The organism is Pseudoclavibacter sp. CFCC 14310 (genome assembly GCF_008831165.1).
GTDB lineage: Bacteria > Actinomycetota > Actinomycetes > Actinomycetales > Microbacteriaceae > Pseudoclavibacter_A.
The window spans coordinates 505950-524022 of sequence record NZ_WBKC01000001.1; the positions used below are offsets into that span (position 1 = coordinate 505950).

An 18073-nucleotide genomic window follows, 5' to 3' on the forward strand; every position below is an offset into this window, starting at 1 on the left:
CTGCGACTGTGCGCAGAGTCCGCTTCGAACGATGTGTTCACGCGCGTGCGCAACGCTCGGGCTCTGCAGTTGTCGAGCGTCTCGAGCCCCTGTGTGCGCCGAGCGAGTGCAGCACCTGCACGGCGCCCCGTGCTGGGCGCAGGGGCCGGGTGCAGAGTGCGCGTCGCGCCCGAACCCGATCGAGCGGCTTTGCTCTGAGCGGGCCTCGAAACCTGATGGAGGAGCATCCGCATGCCGGTTCTGCTGAAGAAAGGCGGCCGCTGGCTGCCGCTCATCGTGATCGCGATGACCCAGCTGATGGTCGTGCTCGACGGCACGATCGTGAACATCGCACTGCCGCACGCCCAGGCCGACCTCGGCCTCACCGATGTGCAGCGGCAGTGGGTCGTCACGGTCTACGCCCTTGTATTCGGATCGCTGCTGCTGCTCGGTGGCCGCGTCGCCGACTACTGGGGGCGCAAACGCTCGTTCGTCGCCGGCATGATCGGGTTCGGCATCGCGTCGGCCATCGGCGGCCTCGCGCAGAACGGCACCGAGCTGCTGGTCGCACGCGGGCTGCAGGGACTCTTCGCGGCGCTGCTCGCTCCGGCGGCGCTCGCGCTGCTCACCACGACGTTCACCGCAGGTCGTGACCGGCAGATCGCATTCGCCGTCTTCGGGGCCGTCGCCGGCAGTGGTGCGGCGGTCGGTCTGCTGCTCGGCGGCATCCTCACTGAGTTCGCCTCGTGGCGCTGGTGCCTGCTCGTCAACCTGATCTTCGCAGTCGTCGGCGTCGTCGGCGGACTGCTGCTGGTCGGGGAGAGCCGCGCCGACGGCGATCACAGCTACGACATCTGGGGCGCGATTCTCGTCTCGCTCGGATTCGGCGCGCTCGTGTTCGGGTTCACGCTCGCCGAAGACAGCTGGACGAAGCCCTCGACCATCGGGCTGCTGGTCGCGGGCGTGGTGCTGCTGGTCGTCTTCGTGCTGGTTGAGATGAAGGTCAAGAACCCGCTGATGCCACTGCGCATCGTGCTCGACGGCACACGAGCAGGGTCGTTCCTGGTCCAGGCTCTGATGGGGACCGTGTTGATCGGCGCGACGCTGTTTCTCACCCTGTACCTGCAGAACGTCATGCACCTGACCCCGCTGCTGACCGGGCTCGCGGCTGGGGCGATGACGGCATCCACATTGATCAGCACACCGATTCTGACCAGGCTCATCGAACGCACCGGGGCGCGCATGTTCATGCTGCTCGGCCCGCTGCTCGGGGCGGCCGGGCTGATTCTGCTGTCGGTGAGCATCTCGCCCGACGGCAGCTACTGGACGCACGTGATGCCTGCGCTGATCCTGCTTGGCGTCGGGAATGCGTTCATCTTCATTCCGCTGCAGAACCTCGCGCTGACGGGCGTGGCGAACAGGGACGCTGGCGCGGCCTCGGCGCTCGTGAACTCGTCGCTGCAGATCGGCGGTTCGATCGGCCTGTCGGTGTTCTCGCTGGTGGCGGCGCGTTCGCTGGCGGCTGCCGGCCCTGCGGCGTCGATGCCGGATGCGATGACCGGCGCGTACAGCGAGGTCTTCTTGATCGCGGGGCTGTGCATGGCTGCAGCGTTCGTGGTTTCTTTCTTCATGGTGCGGCCGCCGAAGGCGCAGCCGGGGGTGTGAGATGGAGGCGGGCTGTGTTCGCCGCTGTCGAGTGTGTAGAACCTGTTGAGCCGCGCTCGAGTGTGTAGAACGTGCGGGCGTGGGCGAGTGATGGTCGCAGGTTCTGTGCTTTCGGCGTCGGGTGGAGCCTCCCGGTCGTTCTGATCGAGACATGGGAAATGACGTGCCACGGGATCGAAGCATGCCAAGTGCCATGTTTGGGTGTCGTAATGGCTCATTTGTGGCGGTTGGATGCCGTGGTACGGCTTCGAGCCGCTGCAAGACGCGAGGTACCCGTACGGCCAGCCGAGCACCCGATGAATCTTGCTCCGATGAATTTTGCTCCGATGAATTTTGCTCCGATGAACCTTGTTCCGATGAACCCTGCTCCGACAAAGCCGTCTGGCCGAGTGCCGCCGTGTGCGGTTGAGCAGGGTCATGCGTGGCTTCTGTCCGGACAGGGATGATCGAGTGCGGTCGGCGCCGGTGCGGTCGAGTCCGGTTGCATGCGGTTGCACACTGCGAGGTGCATCTGCGCATGGCCAGAGCCCGACCACCGTGCCAGAATGAGCGGGTGAGCAAACAACGGGTGAATGCGCAGTGAAGAGCGTCGCCGAACCAACAGGGGAGCCGAAGATGAGCCCGGCCAGGCGGCATCCGCCGAAGACCCGCCGCCCAGAACCGGCACCGCTGACCACCAGCCCGTTGATCGCCGGGCTCGAAGCCCGCATCGCTGACCTGCTCCAGCATCCTGACGGCATACGCACGCCGCAGACACTCGCCGACGAGTTTCGGGCCGAGCACCCGGCGAGCCCGGTGTTCGAGCACCTGCCCGCCACTCCCGAGCATCCCGACGCTCCAGACGACCCCGATCACCGCATCGTCACTTTCGTTCTGCATGACGCCGCGGCCGAGCAGGTGCTGCTCTTCATCAACCGCATCACCGACGAGACCGACCTCGACCGGTCGCTGATGCATCGCATCCCCGGTACCGACCTGTGGCACCTCAGCTATCTCATGCGACGCGACTGGATTGCCTCGTACAGCTACCAGATCGCCCTGCCGGGGGCACCGGTTCCGTGGCAGGGGCTCGATCAGCGCGGCATCCGCGAGGTGCTCGACCACGGGCTGCCCGACCCGCGCAACCTGCGCCAGATCACGAACCGGGCCGGGGTGCGCATGTCGGTCGTGGCGCTGCGGCACGCGCCGTCCGATGAATGGCGGGCACCTCGCGACGACGTTCCCGAGGGCACGCTGGCCGAGCATGTCGGCCCGGACGGCCGTCGCCTCTGGGTCTACGAGCCCAGCGCGCTCGAAGTGGCGAAGCCTGGCCGCACACATCAGGCGCTCGCCGACGCCGGCGCTCAGGCGATGCTCGCGGGCCAGCAGCTGCCCCTGCTCATCGTGCTCGACGGCGACGTCTGGGCGGGCGTGCAACCGCTGCCGACCATCCTCGACAACATGATCGCCGAGGGAGTGATCCCTCCGCTGCTGGCCGTCTTCGTCGACAGCGCCGACCGCGAACGCCGCTGGGACGAGCTCGACGAGCACGGTGGCATCGTCGACTGGCTCGCAGATCGCCTGCGCCCGTGGGTGGTCGAGCACTGGGGTGCGGCTCTGAGCTGGGACCCGCATCGCACCGTCGTCGCCGGCCAGAGCCTCGGCGGTCTCGCAGCGATCGCTGCCGTGGTGCGGCGTCCTGACGTGTTCGGCGGCGCGATCAGCCAGTCTGCCGCGCTGTGGCAGCCGGATGTCGCGCTCGAGGCCGCCGCCCGGCCGCCGGTGGGTGCGCGCATCGACCTGCAGGTCGGCCTGCAGGAGTGGGTGCTGCTCGAACCGACGCGCGCGCTGGCGGCTCAGCTGAGCGAAGCGGGTGTGGACGTCACGCTCACCGAAATGAACGGAGGCCACGATTACGCATGGTGGCGTCGCACGCTGGCCACCGCGATCGAGCATCAGTTCGGCGACGACCCGGTGCATGTTCGCCGCTGATGACCGCAATGGGGGAGAGAAGCGCTGTGGAGAAGGATGCCGTGGTCGAGACGCGTCGCGCGAGGCGCAACCGTGAGCGCAGCGGCGGCCTGAGGCAGCGCATCGGACTGCTCTCGCGCGGAGAGCGCGCGCTGCTCGGCGGCGCAGTGACCGCAGGCGTGGCAGGAGTCGTCGCCCTCGGGCTCGTGATCGGCGCGGCAGCCACAGGCATGGTGTCGACCGGCGGCGCGACCGAGGCACAGGCGCAGTCGCAGAATGAGGCAGCTTCCACAGACCTCGACGCATCGGAACACGGCGCCGACGCCGCAGCGGACGAAGCGGCAACGAGCGGGGCATCCCCATTGCGTGTTGGAGGCATCTCACAGCTCGCCGATGCGGCCTGGGCCCAGCGCATCGCGACCAAGACCGGCATTCCAGAACGGGCGATGCGGGCATATGCCGGGGCGACGATTCGGGCAAAGCAGCAGTACCCGTCGTGTCGGCTGGGGTGGAACACGATCGCCGCGATCGGCCAGGTCGAAAGCCACCACGGCACCCTCGACGGCGGCTCGATCGGCCCGGATGGTGTCGCCGCACCCACCATCGTGGGCGTCGCACTCGATGGCTCAGGCGTCGCGGCCATCGCCGACACCGACGGCGGCACGCTCGACGGCGACGCCGCGCACGATCGGGCGGTGGGGCCGATGCAGTTCATTCCGCAGACGTGGAAGCAGCACGGCGTCGACGGCAGTGGTGACGGTGTCGCCGACCCACAGAACATCGACGACGCGTCTCTGACCGCTGCGGCGTATCTCTGCGCCGACGGCTACGACCTCAGCAGCGGCTCTGGCTGGATCGCGGCGATCGACGGGTACAACCGCGGCGTCGAGTACAACAACCTCGTGGCCGACGCAGCGAACCGCTACGCCCGCGCGAAGTGAGGCGGAGCGTGCAGGCACTCTTGGCGCCGCTAGGCTGAGAGCATGAGCTTTCGAACCAAAGACGGCAAGCGGCTGGCAAAGACTCTGCGCGCGCGGGCATCGCAGCCACGCGTGGGCGAGCGGGCACCCAGCGACAAGCAGCTGCGCCAGTATCTGAAATCGGCAGGCAATGCTGCCGATCACTCCGGGCTGCGTCCGTGGCGCATGATCACGCTGCGTGGCGACGAGCGCTCCCGGCTGGGTGCTGCGATGAGCGAGGCTCACGGTGACAAGCATCCGAGCACGAAGCCGCTGCGTGCGCCCCTGCTGATCGCGGTGGTCGGCAGCTACCGCGCTGACAAGTACTACAAGGTGCCGCAGTGGGAGCAGCTCGCGGTGGCCGTCGAGGTCGTGCACGGGCTGCAGCTGCTGCTGCAGGCCGAAGGGTGGGGTTCTTTCTGGCGCACCGGACGCGTCGTCGAAGAGGCCGCCGTGCGTGAGTTCCATGGCTTGGGCGAGCACGAACAGCTGCTGGGCTGGCTCTATGTCGGTGAGATGACCGATCGTCCCAAGGCCGCCCGCAGACGTTCGCTGTCGGATGCCTCGCTCACCTCGCTGCGCGGCTGACGGCCGCGTGGCATGTCACTGCGCTGTGAAGGGTCGCGTGTGGCACGGTGGTGTCTGCGCGCACGACTAGAATACTGAGCATGTCAGCAGACTCAGGTCGAGACCGGTCGTCGGATCGCGAGAGCGAGTTCGTGCCCTTGGGCGTGCGCATCGCCGCCGGCTGGAGCTGGCGGGTGATCATCATCGTGGCTGCTGTCGCACTGATCGTCTGGACGGTCGTGCAGATCAGACTCGTGGTGATCCCCGTGGTGGTCGCCGTGCTCTTCGCCTCGCTGCTGCGCCCGCTCGTGCTCTGGCTGCGCCGGCACGGCATGCATCTCTGGCTTGCGGTGGCACTGGTCGAACTCGGCTTTCTGGCCATCGTCGCCGGGCTGTTCTGGACGATCGCCACCCAGCTCAGCCGCGGCCTGAACGGGCTGATAGAGCACTCAGAGAACGCCTACCGCGAACTCAAGACCTTTCTGCTCGACTCGCCGCTGCACATCACCGAAGACGACATCAACAACTACCTCGGCGGGCTGTGGCATTCGGCGCAGCAGGACAGCCACGCGATCGTCAGCGGCGCACTCTCGGTGGGCACCACGGCCGGGCACATCGCCACCGGTGTGCTGCTTGTGCTCTTCTCGCTGATCTTCTTTCTCGCCGACGGGCGAACCATCTTCTTCTGGGCCATGCGCCTGGTGCCGACGCGAGTGCGCGCGGCGGTCTCCGGTGCCGGCCACGCGGGCTGGCGCACGCTGTCGAGCTATGTGCGCGTGCAGATTCTGGTGGCCGCCTGCGACGCGGTCGGCATCGGCATCGGTGCCGCGATCCTTGGTCTGCCCATGGTGGTGCCACTGTCGATTCTGGTGTTCATGGGATCGTTCGTGCCCTTCGTCGGCGCGATCGTCTCAGGCATTCTGGTCTGCGTCGTGGCCTTGGTCTACAAGGGATGGATCATCGCGTTCATCATGCTCGCTGTCGTCATCGCGGTGCAGCAGCTCGAGAGCCACGTGATGCAGCCGCTGATCATGGGCAATGCGGTCAAGGTACACCCGCTCGGCGTGGTGCTCTCTGTGGCGATCGGCACGATGCTCGCCGGCATTCCTGGTGCGCTCTTCGCGGTTCCCTTCGTCGCGGTGACGAACCGCATCGTCAACTACTTCGGCGACCGTGACTGGGAGACCGATCTCTTCGCCCAAGGCGTGCAGCTGACCATCGATGACAACTCTGGCAGGTCGTCGTTCACCGGTCCGCATGCGGCGAAGAAAGACGCAGCCGTGGTCGCAGCGGCTGTAGCCAACGGGCTCAGCGATGGGGCATCCGTCGCTGCAGACGCCCACGATGCGGGCACCTCAAACGAAGACGGGCCGGAAGACGAGAACGGCGACGGGCCGAGAATTACTAAGGGCTGAGCGCCCTGCGCCAGCCCGCACCAAGCCTCCTTGCAGACGCAGTCGGCTGCTGCGCCTGCCTACGAACCGACCGGCCGGTATTCTGGGAACGTCGCAGCATTGCATGCATGGTTCAGACCATCTGCACACGGTGCCGCGTGTGACCGGTGAAATCGCACGAAAGCAGAAGAACTTCACATGACCACACCAACAGGACTCGCCGCGGCACCTTCGCTGCAAGAGATTGAACGAGCACGCGCCAACGTCTCGCAGATCGCCAAGATCACTCCGATCGAGCGGTCGAAGGCTTTGGGGGCCGAGCTCGGTCACGAGGTGTTCATCAAATGCGAGAACCTGCAGCGCACCGGAGCCTACAAAGTGCGCGGAGCGTACACCAAGCTGCTCTCGCTGACGGACGAAGAGCGTGCCCACGGAGTCGTCGCGGCTTCGGCGGGCAACCACGCGCAGGGCGTCGCGATGGCGGCTCGTGAGCTGGGCATTAAAGCGACGATCTTCATGCCGATCGGCGTGGCGCTGCCCAAGCTGCAGGCCACCCGGCGCTACGGAGCCGAAGTGGTGCTCGAAGGCGACATCTTCGACCGCACCCTGGCCGCGGCCAAGGCGTTCAGCGCCGAGACCGGTGCCACGTTCATCCCGCCGTACGACGACCCGAGAGTGATCGCCGGCGCCGGAACGATCGGGCTCGAGATTCTCGACCAGCAGCCCGACGTCGAGACCGTCGTCGTGCCGATCGGCGGGGGAGGCCTCATCTCGGGCGTCGCCGCAGCGGTGAAGCAGAAGGCGCAGCTGCTCGGCCATCGCATCCGTGTGGTGGGGGTGCAGTCAGACCGCGCCAGCTCGTATCTGCCCTCGCTCGACGCGGGGCACCCCGTGACCGTACCGGTACATCCGAGCATCGCTGACGGCATCGCGGTCGGGCGTCCGGGAACATTGAACTTCGAGATCATCCGCGATCTCGTCGACGAGATCGTGACGGTGCGCGATGAAGAGATCGCGCGGGCCATCGTGCTGATGCTCGAACGCGCGAAGCTCGTCGTCGAACCGGCAGGTGCGGCTGCCCCCGCGGCGATTCTCGCGGGCAAGGTGCACAGCGCCGGAACGACCGTTGCGATCGCATCAGGCGGCAACATCGACCCGCTGTTGCTGCAGCAGATCATCCAGTACGGTCTGGTCGAGCTGTCGCGCTACGCCACCATCTCAGTGATGCTGCCTGACCGGCCGGGGCAGCTGCAGATCATCTCGGAGCATGTGGCCGGCCAGGATGCGAACGTGGTCGAAGTGCTGCACACGCGGCACGGCAAGGGCTTCGACATCGGTGCGGTCGAACTGCAGATTTCGGTCGAGACGAAGGGTGAGGAGCACCTGCAGCAGGTGCTCAACAGTCTGCGCGAGATCGGGTACGACCCGCAGATCGTGCGGTGAGCCTACTCGCCTGAGTAGGTCTCGACCGAGACGATCTCGACCTGCATGGTCTTGCCGTTGGGGGCCTCGTACGAGACGGTCTCGCCGGCCTTGTGATTCACAACAGCGCCGCCCAGGGGGCTCGCTTCGCTGAAGACCTTGATGTCGCCGCTGGCGATCTCACGGTTGCCGAGCAGAAAGCGCAGCTCGCGACCGGCGACGTTGGCTGTGACGACGGTTCCACGCGCGGCGCGGCCGTCTTCTACCTCGACGGTGCCGACCTGCGCGTTGTGCAGCAGCGCCTCGAGTTCGCGAATGCGCCCCTCGAACTTGCCCTGCTCGTCTTTGGCAGCATGATAGCCGCCGTTCTCTCGAAGGTCGCCCTCTTCGCGCGCCTCTTCGATGCGCTTCGCGATGTCGCGGCGCCAGGGGCCGCGCAGATGGTCGAGCTCTTCGTGCAGGCGGTCGTATGCCTCCTGCGTCAGCCAGGTTCCCTCTTGCTGATCAGCCATTGCACTCTCCTCAGATGACTAAAGGCCAATTGTACCCCCACCCTCTGACAAGGAGTGGCCGCTCGTGCAGGCTGCGAACGGCGGGTCAGACGATCCAGCAGCTGTCGACCGAACCGGCCATGGCCGGCTGCACGGTCTTCACGGTGACCTCGATGGTGCGGCTCTGTGCGTCAGCTGCCGGCACGTCGACGTACTTCCACCCGACCTGACTCTGGCCTTCGCCGCGGGCGTCGACCGCACAGCGCGTCGTGGTGCCTGGGGCGACGTTGAGCGTGAACCGCACGTTCGCATTGCCGTGATCGTCGATCGCCGACGTCGTCGTCTTAGCCTGCACCGAGGCCATCGGCTGCGATGCAGAGAACCAGGCGAGCGCAATGATCGAGAGCACGATGAGCGCCGAGCCGAGCCAGATCCAGCCGCGGCGACTCAGCCGACGGGGAGCCCGGCCGTAGCGCTCCTGCAGCATCGCACTGTTGCCTGCACTCATGCTCTGACCCTCACCTTGTCTCGACAGTCACTCCGCTTGAGTCTATCTGTGTCAGTGCGAGTCAGACACGTCGGGAGCGATGCTGGTCAGACACGTCGGGAACGATCGCAGCCGACCACTCTGATTACACTTGAGTCTGCGCACGCGAGTGACGATGCATCCGGCGACGGACGCGCACGCCCCGCCCAGTGCGCGAACGCAGCTGAGGAGGCCCGCCAGTGACACTTCGCCTGATGGCCGTGCACGCGCATCCCGACGACGAGTCGAGTAAAGGGGCAGCCACATTCGCACACTATGTGCAGGCCGGAGCCAGTGTCACGGTGGTCAGCTGCACCGGCGGTGAGAGCGGCTCGGTACTCAACCCGGACCTGCGTCGCATTGCGTGGGCCCAACGTGACATCGCCGGTCTGCGCCACACCGAGATGGCGGCTGCCCGCGACATCCTCGGTGTCGACCACATCTGGCTCGGCTACCGTGACAGCGGTCTGCCTGACCCCGGCGAGACGGTGCCGCCGCTCTCATTCGCATCTCTGCCCATCGAGCTCACCGTGCAGCCGCTCATTCGGGCGATCCGTCGCATCCGCCCCCACGTGCTCATCACCTACGACGAGAACGGCGGCTACCCGCACCCCGACCACATTCGCTGCCATGAGGTGAGCGTGCACGCGCTGCGCGCGGCTGCCGATGCTACCGTGCACCCGGATCTCGGGCCGGCGTGGCAGGTGCAGAAGCTGTACTACGACCGCATCCAGAACTACCAGCGCTTTCAGGCGGTGCACGCGGCGATGGCCGCTGACATCAGCGAGACCTGCAGCAGCAGCTCGAACGGCTGCGAGGGAGGCGATGGCGCCGTCGAGCGAACCGCTGAGGCTGACGAGCGGGCTGCGGCCGCCGCTCGGGTCGGCGAGGTCGCGGAGCTGTTTCGGGAACGGCCGCTCAAGGTCACGACCCAGGTGGAGTGCGGGGAGTGCTTCGAGACGCGCGATGCGGCGCTGCGCTCGCATGAGAGTCAGGTCGCGCCAGACAGCCCGTTCTTCTTTCTGCCCAACGACCTTCAGCGACGGGTGTGGCCCCACGAGGATTACCAGCTGGTCGACTCGCGGGTGCCGACCGCGATTCCCGAGCACGACCTCTTTGCCGGTGTCGTGGATGATGGTGATGGCGTCGTGGGTGCTGGTGCTGGTGCTGGTGCTGGTTCTGGTTCTGGTGCGACGAGCGATGCCGCTGCCGGAGTCGATGGTGCTGCAGGCGCTTGAGGCGCTTGAGGCGCTGCAGCGTGACAGATTGATCGTGCCCCAACCGTGAGAGACTAGAGACCATGACTGTGCTGCCTGAAACCGTGACTTCGGCTCTGCCGATCGCTGACGCTTGGAGTGCCGAGACAGAGACCAGCCCCTCGCCGTCGCCGACTGACCAGCCTCAGCAGGATCAGCAGCAGATCGGCGCCGGTCCGGGCGCATTCTTCGCGATCTTCGTCATCGCCATACTCGTGGCTCTTCTGGTCTTCGACCTGGTTCGGCGACTGCGACGCATGCGCTACCGGCGCGAGGCTCGAGTCGAGCTGGCAGAGAAGTACGGCGTGGTCGAAGAGGAGTTCCCCGAAGGACTCGACGAAGACGATGAGCCGGTTGATCCGTTCGAGCGTAAGAAGCGGCAGATCGCCGAGCGCGACGCCAAGTTCGAGGCTCGTGCTGCCCGCCGCGAGGCCAAGCGCAGGAACCGCGGCTAGGGGCGTCTGACCTGGCTTTGGCGTGGGCGGTTGTGGTGCTCAGGACTGGGCGGCGCGGTCGGCAGGTGCGAGGCTGTTGCAGCGGTGGCGGGTCTTCGTCGCTGCTCTGCCCGCTGAAGGCCCGGCTGTTGCTATTGTGCTGCGGCTAAGCCTCCGACTGCTCCCCGTTGTTCGGCCGCGTTCGCTCCAGCTGATTCCTGTCCTGCTGCATCCGCCCGTCCCAGGTGTTGGCCAGACTCATCGAGCCGTCCCAAATGTCTGTCAGCGTGATCGAGGCATGCCAAGTTCCATGTCTGGATGCTGTGGGGCGTCACTGGGGCGTCATTTGAGGCGGATGGATGTGCCAGAGTACCGGCTATCGCGCCGTCCCGGCTATCCCGCCGTACGGCCATTCCTACTGTTCCGACCATTCTGACCGTCGGGGCAGCCTAGGCGCCATCCGACCCTCCGGCCAACCAGGCCGCCGGCCAGAGCGACCGATCAGCTGCCGAAGCGTCGCTGCCGCAGGGCATACGCCCGCAGCGCGCGCAAGAAGTCGACCCGGCGAAAATCGGGCCACAGCACGTCAGCGAAGTAGAACTCGCTGTGTGCCGCCTGCCAGAGCAGAAAGTCACTCAGCCGCTGCTCTCCAGAGGTGCGCAGAATCAGGTCGGGGTCGGGCTGGCTGCCCGTGTAGAGATGGCTCGCGATCTCGCTCTCGCTGACCTTCGCGGCGAACTGCGCCAGCGACCGCCCCTGATCTTCCCAGTCACGGGCGGCCAGGCGCACCGCATCCACAATCTCACGGCGACCGCCGTAGCCGACCGCGAGATTCACCTGCATGCCGGTGGCGTCGGCGGTGCGCGCCTCGGCCGACTGCAGCGCCTCGACCAGCTCACGCGGCAGATCGTCGATGCTGCCCACATGATGAATGCGCCAGTCGCTGCAGCGCGAGATCTCGTCGGTGAGATCGATGATGATCTGTATCAGCTGGGTGAGCTCGTCGGTTCCGCGGTGGCTGAGATTGTCGGTCGACAGCAGATACAGCGTCACGATGCCGATGCCGAGCCCGTCACACCACCCGAGGAACTCTCGGATCACGGCGGCTCCGGCGCGATGCCCGGTCGCCGCCTGGGAGTTCTGCTTCTGCGCCCAGCGACGGTTGCCGTCCAGAATCACCGCCACATGCTGCGGAGGAGTCTGCGGCCTCAGCTGCTTCTCGAGACGACGCTCGTAGATGCGATACAGCAGAGGGGTGCGATGTGCGGTACTGGACACTCCCCCAACGATACCCAATTGCAGGCGGTCGCGGGCTGGCCGCTGATCCGCTCGCGAGTAAACTGTGGCCCATGAGCGACCAGACACGGGGGCAGGGTGTGGGGGCTGATGCGGGGAACGCGCAGGGTGCGTCGGGTGCGAGGGCCGCGGCTGAGGGGTCTGCGGCGGATGCCGAGAGCCTGAATCGAGCAGAGCCTGACGGTGCACGGCCGGCTGAGTGCGCTGCCGTCAACGGCACTGAGCAGGAGGTCGAGCGTGCCGTTCAGGCCGAGGAACCTCGACTGCCGCACCTGCCGATCACCGAGGTCACCCGCGAGATCCGTGGCGACAAACCCATGCTGCGCGGGTGGCTGCATGCAGTGAGCTTTCCGTTGGCGCTGGCCAGCGGCATCGTGCTGATCACCTTGGCGCATGGCCTGTGGCCGAAGCTGGCCTGCGCCGTCTACATGGCCTCGTCGATCATGCTCTTCGGCAATTCGGCGGTCTATCACATCTTCAACTGGGGGCCGCGAGTGAAGCTGGTGCTCAAACGCATCGACCACTCGAACATCCTGCTGCTGATCGCAGGTACGTACACGCCGCTCGCAACGATGACGCTGCCGCCGACGCAGGCGAGAACGCTGCTGCTGATCGTCTGGAGCGCGGCGCTCGCCGGCATCCTCTTCAGGGTGTTCTGGATCGGCGCGCCCCGCTGGCTCTATGTGGTGATCTACCTGCTTCTGGGCTGGGGCGCCGTCATGTACGTGCCGGCGTTCTACCGGGCGAACCCGGCGACGATGATCCTCGTGATCGTGGGCGGTCTGCTGTACAGCATTGGGGCCGTGGTCTATGCGCTGAAGAAGCCGAATCCGTTTCCGAAGGTGTTCGGGTTCCACGAGGTGTTCCACTCGTTCACGGTGCTGGCCTTCGCCTGCCACGCCGTGGCGATCTACCTTGTGACGGTGTGACCACGGCCCCTCGGTTCACAGCACGGTGCGCAGCAGCCGCAGCGCCACCACGAGCGGCGAGGCGTCTCCGGTGGGAGCCTCGGAGAGTCGGTTCGCCAGCGCCCGCACACGGTCGATGGTGCCGGCATGCTGCGCCTCCCATGCATCGAGCCGAGCTGAGGCGGTGTCACGCTGGTCGCCGTGCTGCGACGCCTCGACCGTCTGCAGAGCGCTGCCCGTGATCTGGCGCAGCACCCCGTAGACGTCTTGGCGCAGCGACGAGCGTGCGAGCGTCTGCCACAGGTCGTGTCGTGGCAGACGGCTGACCAGCTGCAGCAGCTGCTCGAGGTGGTACCGGCGCAACGCCAGGAACTCGACTGCTGCCGCGTGTTCGAGTGCCGCGTCCGACGCGTCGGACCCGCCTGTGGCATCCGCCGCCGAGGGCGAAGCCTGCGCCTCGTCGACCAGGTCGACCACACCGATGAGATGCACCTCTTCGAGAGCGAATGCGCTGCGCTCGGCGACGGCGGCCGGCACCCCGGCATCGACCAGGCCGGCCTCGGTGCGTTGCTCGTGCTCACCGTGATGCAGAGCCGGCAGCTCGCTGCGCAGCCGGGCCAGCGGCCGCACGTATCGCTCGCGCAGCTGCGGCACGTCGAGTCGCTCGCTGTGCGTTTCGAGCAGCAGCCGAACGCCGCGGCCGAGTGCCCGTTTGAAGCGGATCAGCATGCCGTCCTGCGTTTCGGTCGAGACGGCGTTGTCGGTGGCCGCGATGTCGCCGAAGACGGTGTCGACCTCGAACGCCTCACGAATGACCGCCCACGCCCGCACCACCTGCGCCGGGTCGTCGCTGGTCTCTTCGATCACGCTGAACACGAACTGCACGCCACCGTGGTCGACGATGTCGTTGGCCAGAGTCGTGGCCTTGATCTCGCGCGCCAGCGGATGCCGTTCGAGCGCCTCGCCGTAGCGGGTGACCACCTCGGGCGGAAAGTACTCGCGCAGCAGCTGGTCCGTCCACGGTTCGTCAGGCACGCTCGACTCGAGAATCGCATGCTTCAGCGTGATCTTGGCGTACGAGAGCACGATCGCGAGCTCAGGCGAGGTGAGCCCCTCACCGGCGGCGATGCGTCGATCGAACTCGCTGTCTTCTGGCAGGTATTCGAGGGCGCGATCGAGCACACCGCTGGCCTCCCAGGCAGCGACCAGCCGCTGGTACGAGGGCATCAGCTCACCACGATCGCGCTCGAGGCCGAGTGCGCGGTTCTGCCGGTAGTTGTCGGTGAGCACCAGCTGCGCGACTTCGTCGGTCATCGACGAGAGCAGCTCGTTGCGCTCGTCGAAGGTGAGCACATGGCCGTCTGCCTGCGGCGACGCGAGCAGAATCTTGAGGTTCACCTCGCGGTCTGACGTGTCGACGCCGGCCGAGTTGTCGATGGCGTCGGTGTTCAGCCGGATGCCATGCTCGGCTGCCTCGACGCGCCCGGCCTGACTGAACCCCAGGTTGCCGCCTTCGCCGACCACTCGCACGCGCAGGTCGCGCCCGTCGACGCGGATCGCGTCGTTGGCCCGGTCGCCGATCTCTGCGTCTGATTCGCGGCTGGCTTTGACATATGTGCCGATGCCGCCGTTGTAGAGCAGATCGGTCGGCGCGGTCAGCACCGCCTTGATCAGCTCGTTCGGCGTGAGCGTGGCCGGGGCCTCGCCGTCGCGGTCGAGCCCCAGCGCCGCTGCGACCTCAGGGGAGATCGGCACCGCCTTCGACGCCCGCGAGTAGACGCCGCCGCCCTCACTGATCAGTTCGGGGCTGTAGTCGGCCCACGACGAGCCGGGCTTCTCGAAGAGCCGCAGACGCTCGGTCCAGGCCGCCTCGGCGTCAGGCTGCGGGTCGAGGAAGATGTCGCGGTGGTCGAACGCTGCGACAAGACGGATGCTGTGGCTGCGCAGCAGCCCGTTGCCGAACACGTCGCCAGACATGTCTCCGATGCCGACTGCAGTGAACGGGTCGGTCGCCACGTCGACGCCGAGCTCGCGGAAGTGCCGTTCGACCGAGGTCCAGGCTCCGCGGGCGGTGATGCCCATGGTTTTGTGGTCGTAGCCGTGCGAGCCGCCTGACGCGAAGGCGTCCTGCAGCCAGAACCCGTAGGCGACGGCGATCTCGTTCGCGGTGTCTGAGAAGCGGGCGGTGCCTTTGTCTGCGGCGACGACCAGATACGGGTCGTCGGGATCGTACGCGACCACGGCTTCTGGATGCGTGACCGTGCCTGCCGCCAGGTCGCGGTTGTCGGTGACGTCGAGCATGCCGCTGATGAACAGTCGGTAGGCGTCTTGGCCAGCTGACATCCACGCGCCGCGGTCGACGCTCGGGTCGGGCAGACGCTTCGGGTAGAAGCCGCCCTTGGCCCCCGTAGGCACGATGACCGCGTTCTTGACGACCTGCGCCTTGACCAGGCCGAGCACCTCGGTGCGAAAGTCTTCGCGCCGATCTGACCAGCGCAGACCGCCGCGGGCGACCTGGCCGAAACGCAGGTGCACGCCCTCGACCTCGGGGGAGTAGACCCAGAGCTCGAAGAGCGGCACCGGCTGAGGCACGCCGCTGATGCGCCGCGGCTCGATCTTGAAAGTGATCTGCGGCTTGGGTGATCCGTCGGCGGCGAACTGATACGCGCTGGTGCGCACCGTGGCGATCACCGCTTCGGTGAGCCGGCGCAGCACCGTGTCGATGTCGAGGCTGGTGATCTTCGTCAGCGCCTGTTCGATGTCGGTCTGGATGGCGAGCACGTGTTCGCGGCGCTCGTCGATCGTGCCGCCGACGGCCGGGTCGAACGACTGCTCGAACAGCTCGACGAGAGCCAGTGTGATGTCGGCGTGGTCGACGAGGGTTCTGGCGATGAACGTCGTCGAGTACGCGAGCCCGATCTGTCGTAGGTAGCGCACGTAGGCGCGCAGTACGCTGACCTCACGCCAGGTCGCACGAGTGGTGGTGACCAGGCGGTCGAGCGGGTCGGACTCGACCCAGCCCAGCCAGGCCGCCGCGAACGCCTCGACGAAGTCGGCCGCGAGGCTGTCAAGAGTGTCAGCCGCGCGCACCCCGTAGTCGTGCACGTAGACCGGGGAGTGGCCCGGGCCGGTCTGCACCACGAATGGGTGTTCGTTGACGACCTCGACACCGAGGTTCGTGAAGATCGGCAGCACCTCTGACAGCGCGATCGGCTCGTCGTGAAAGACTTTCACGTGCGCTTCGCCGTCATCGTCTCGATACAGCCGCAGGGAGAGCCGGTCGGCATGCGCGATGGCGCTCGGCGCCGGTGTGCGAACGACGCCCTCGGCCTCGAAGATGGAGGTCGGCGAGGTCTCGGCCGACGCATCCGCCGGCTTTGCCGTCACGGCTGCGGGCGCCGTGCTCAGCGCGCCCGGCAGCGCCGACTCGGGCGATGCGACCGCGTACAGATGTGGCAGATCTGCCAGCGCTTCAGCTGGTTTGAAGGCCTCGCGATAGCTGTCGGGGAACGCCTGCCGCAGCTGCCGGGCGACGGACGCCGCGGCGATCTGACCAGACCGGCTCGCCACCAGCTCGGCGAGCTGATCGTGCCAGGTGCGGGTGAGCCCGATGATGCGCGCGTGCAGAGCATCGATGTCGGCGTCGGGCAGCAGCTCGCCCGGTTTCAGACGTGCGACGAAGTAGAGTCGCGCCAGCGCCGAGTCGGACATACGCGACTCGTGCTCGACATAGGCAGCATGGTAGGTCTGCTGAAGCAGGTCTGAGATGCCCAGACGCACCTGCGTGTTGAACGCGTCGCGAGGCAGATAGACGAGTGCCGTCACGAACCGCTCATAGGGGTCGGTGCGAAGGAACACCCAGCTGCGCCGCCGTTCGGCGACCTGCCGCAGAATCAGCACGTTGTGTCGCAGCGTGTCTGTGTCGGCCTGGAACAGCTCGTCGCGGGGGTATGTCTCGAGCAGGGCGAGCACATCGCGGCCGTTGTGGCTGTCGGTGCGAAAGCCGCTGCGTTCGAGCACGTTCTGCACCTTGTCGGCGACGACCGGGATGCTCAGCACCGACTGCGTGTAGCTGGTCAGCGTGAACAGGCCGAGAAAGCGGCGCTCGCCGTCGACCCGGCCGAACGCGTCGAAGCGCTTGACGCCGATGTAGTCGAGGAATGCATCGCGGTGCACCGTCGACCGAGAGTTGGCCTTGGTGATGATGAGCACATCGCGCTCGCGGGCCTTCTCGAGGTTCTTGCGCAGCAGAGGCTTCGGCGCAGCGGCGGATGACGCGGTGACCGACTTCGGGGTCGCGGCGCCGTCGCGGGGGCGGAAGAGGCCGAGCCCGGTCCCGGTGACCCGCTGCAGGGCGTCGTTGCCGTCGACGGTGACGAGGTCGTACTCCTGATAGCCGAAGAAGGTGAAGTTGTCGTCGTCGAGCCACTCGAGGAATCGCGAGGCCTGTGCGGAGCTCTCTTCGAGCCCGAGCGGGGGAGCGGCCCGCAGCTCGGCGCTGATGCGCTGAGCCTGCGCTCGCATGAGCGGCCAGTCGTCGTTGACCAGCGTCACATCGGCCATGACCTTCTCGATCGCCTGAACGAGGGCCTGCCGCACGTCGTCGTGCGCGATCAGCTCGGTGCTGACATAGACCCACGATTCGACGGTGACTTCGTGGCCAGGCTGCGGCAGCACGAAAGACTCGGTGCGGGCGGTGGCCGTGGGCGGGCTGATCACCGACACGACCTGGCCGTCGGAGTCGCGCGTGACGACGAACGTCGGGTGCACCACCGCGTGCACATCGATGTGCTGCCGGCCGAGCTCGGCGAGCACAGAGTCGACGATGAACGGCTTGTCTGGCGTCACGATGAGCAGCGCGCCGCTGAGCTGTCCGTCTGAATCGGGAGCGGCCGGGCTGGTGAAGCGCACCAGCGACTCACCGTGGGCGCGAGTGGATGCGAGGTCGAGATGGTCTTGGACGACCTCGGCAAGCAGCGCGCCTCCGATCGAGGTCACATCCTGGTCGCCGAGCGCACGAGTGTACCTGGAGAGCAGATCGGCGAGGTCGTTCACGGCGTCGAGCGTCGGAGCGTCAGACGTGCCCTGCGTGAGGATCTTTCGAGCCTCGGCGAGCACGCTGTCGCGCGCTTCGGTGTCGGTGCCCTGCGCCTCTTCGTCGAAGTGGGTGGGGGTCGTCGTGGCTTCGCCGTTCACGTGTTCCTCCTGGATCACTCTGAATCGTTC

The 18073-nt window shown here is 66.8% G+C and carries 14 protein-coding genes; 9 read left to right on the forward strand and 5 right to left on the reverse strand.

The features are described from left to right. The first annotated feature begins 231 nt into the window (after positions 1 to 231). Entirely contained in the window at positions 232 to 1644 is a 1413-nt protein-coding gene (locus tag F8O06_RS02250; protein ID WP_225733335.1) for an MFS transporter, read from the forward strand. A gap of 214 nt (positions 1645 to 1858) precedes the next feature. On the opposite strand, the gene F8O06_RS12540 is transcribed toward F8O06_RS02250, so the two are convergent. Next, complete coding sequence (locus F8O06_RS12540) at positions 1859 to 2002, reverse strand: pentapeptide repeat-containing protein (RefSeq protein ID WP_158037585.1); 144 nt, start codon at positions 2000 to 2002, stop codon at positions 1859 to 1861. A gap of 257 nt (positions 2003 to 2259) precedes the next feature. Between F8O06_RS12540 and F8O06_RS02260 the strand changes: the two genes are divergently transcribed. From F8O06_RS02260 to ilvA, 5 genes are all read left to right on the forward strand, one after another. After that, positions 2260 to 3615 (forward strand): enterochelin esterase domain-containing protein, encoded by a 1356-nt coding sequence (locus F8O06_RS02260; RefSeq protein ID WP_158037254.1) that lies wholly within the window; start codon positions 2260 to 2262, stop codon positions 3613 to 3615. Positions 3616 to 3623: 8 nt separating this feature from the next. After that, on the forward strand, positions 3624 to 4535 hold the full coding sequence (locus F8O06_RS02265; protein ID WP_225733336.1) for a lytic transglycosylase domain-containing protein: 912 nt from the start codon (positions 3624 to 3626) through the stop codon (positions 4533 to 4535). Between the two features lie 42 nt (positions 4536 to 4577). Continuing rightward, positions 4578 to 5141 (forward strand): nitroreductase family protein, encoded by a 564-nt coding sequence (locus F8O06_RS02270; protein ID WP_158037255.1) that lies wholly within the window; start codon positions 4578 to 4580, stop codon positions 5139 to 5141. 80 nt (positions 5142 to 5221) lie between these two features. Continuing rightward, complete coding sequence (locus F8O06_RS02275; protein ID WP_158037256.1) at positions 5222 to 6535, forward strand: AI-2E family transporter; 1314 nt, start codon at positions 5222 to 5224, stop codon at positions 6533 to 6535. 177 nt (positions 6536 to 6712) lie between these two features. Further along, positions 6713 to 7957: a threonine ammonia-lyase gene (gene ilvA, locus F8O06_RS02280; protein WP_158037257.1), complete on the forward strand. Its 1245-nt coding sequence runs from the start codon at positions 6713 to 6715 to the stop codon at positions 7955 to 7957. Positions 7958 to 7959: 2 nt separating this feature from the next. Here ilvA and greA read toward each other — a convergent pair whose 3' ends face one another. Continuing rightward, positions 7960 to 8448, reverse strand: a complete 489-nt coding sequence (greA, locus tag F8O06_RS02285; RefSeq protein ID WP_158032091.1) for a transcription elongation factor GreA — start codon at positions 8446 to 8448, stop codon at positions 7960 to 7962. A gap of 85 nt (positions 8449 to 8533) precedes the next feature. After that, positions 8534 to 8935 (reverse strand): DUF4307 domain-containing protein, encoded by a 402-nt coding sequence (locus F8O06_RS02290; RefSeq protein ID WP_158037258.1) that lies wholly within the window; start codon positions 8933 to 8935, stop codon positions 8534 to 8536. A gap of 218 nt (positions 8936 to 9153) precedes the next feature. Between F8O06_RS02290 and mca the strand changes: the two genes are divergently transcribed. Beyond that, positions 9154 to 10191 carry a mycothiol conjugate amidase Mca gene (gene mca, locus F8O06_RS02295; protein ID WP_225733337.1) on the forward strand — a complete coding sequence of 346 codons (1038 nt, stop codon included), beginning with the start codon at positions 9154 to 9156 and terminating at the stop codon, positions 10189 to 10191. A 62-nt stretch (positions 10192 to 10253) separates the two neighbouring features. After that, positions 10254 to 10664 (forward strand): hypothetical protein, encoded by a 411-nt coding sequence (locus F8O06_RS02300; protein ID WP_158032089.1) that lies wholly within the window; start codon positions 10254 to 10256, stop codon positions 10662 to 10664. A gap of 480 nt (positions 10665 to 11144) precedes the next feature. Here F8O06_RS02300 and F8O06_RS02305 read toward each other — a convergent pair whose 3' ends face one another. Then, positions 11145 to 11921, reverse strand: a complete 777-nt coding sequence (locus F8O06_RS02305) for an isoprenyl transferase (protein WP_158037259.1) — start codon at positions 11919 to 11921, stop codon at positions 11145 to 11147. Positions 11922 to 12256: 335 nt separating this feature from the next. On the opposite strand from F8O06_RS02305, the gene trhA reads away from it, so the two are divergent. Further along, a complete protein-coding gene (trhA, locus tag F8O06_RS02310) occupies positions 12257 to 12868 on the forward strand; it encodes a PAQR family membrane homeostasis protein TrhA (protein WP_158032164.1) in 612 nt (203 codons plus the stop codon). Between the two features lie 15 nt (positions 12869 to 12883). Here trhA and F8O06_RS02315 read toward each other — a convergent pair whose 3' ends face one another. Continuing rightward, complete coding sequence (locus F8O06_RS02315) at positions 12884 to 18043, reverse strand: NAD-glutamate dehydrogenase (protein ID WP_192496803.1); 5160 nt, start codon at positions 18041 to 18043, stop codon at positions 12884 to 12886. Positions 18044 to 18073 lie beyond the last annotated feature (30 nt).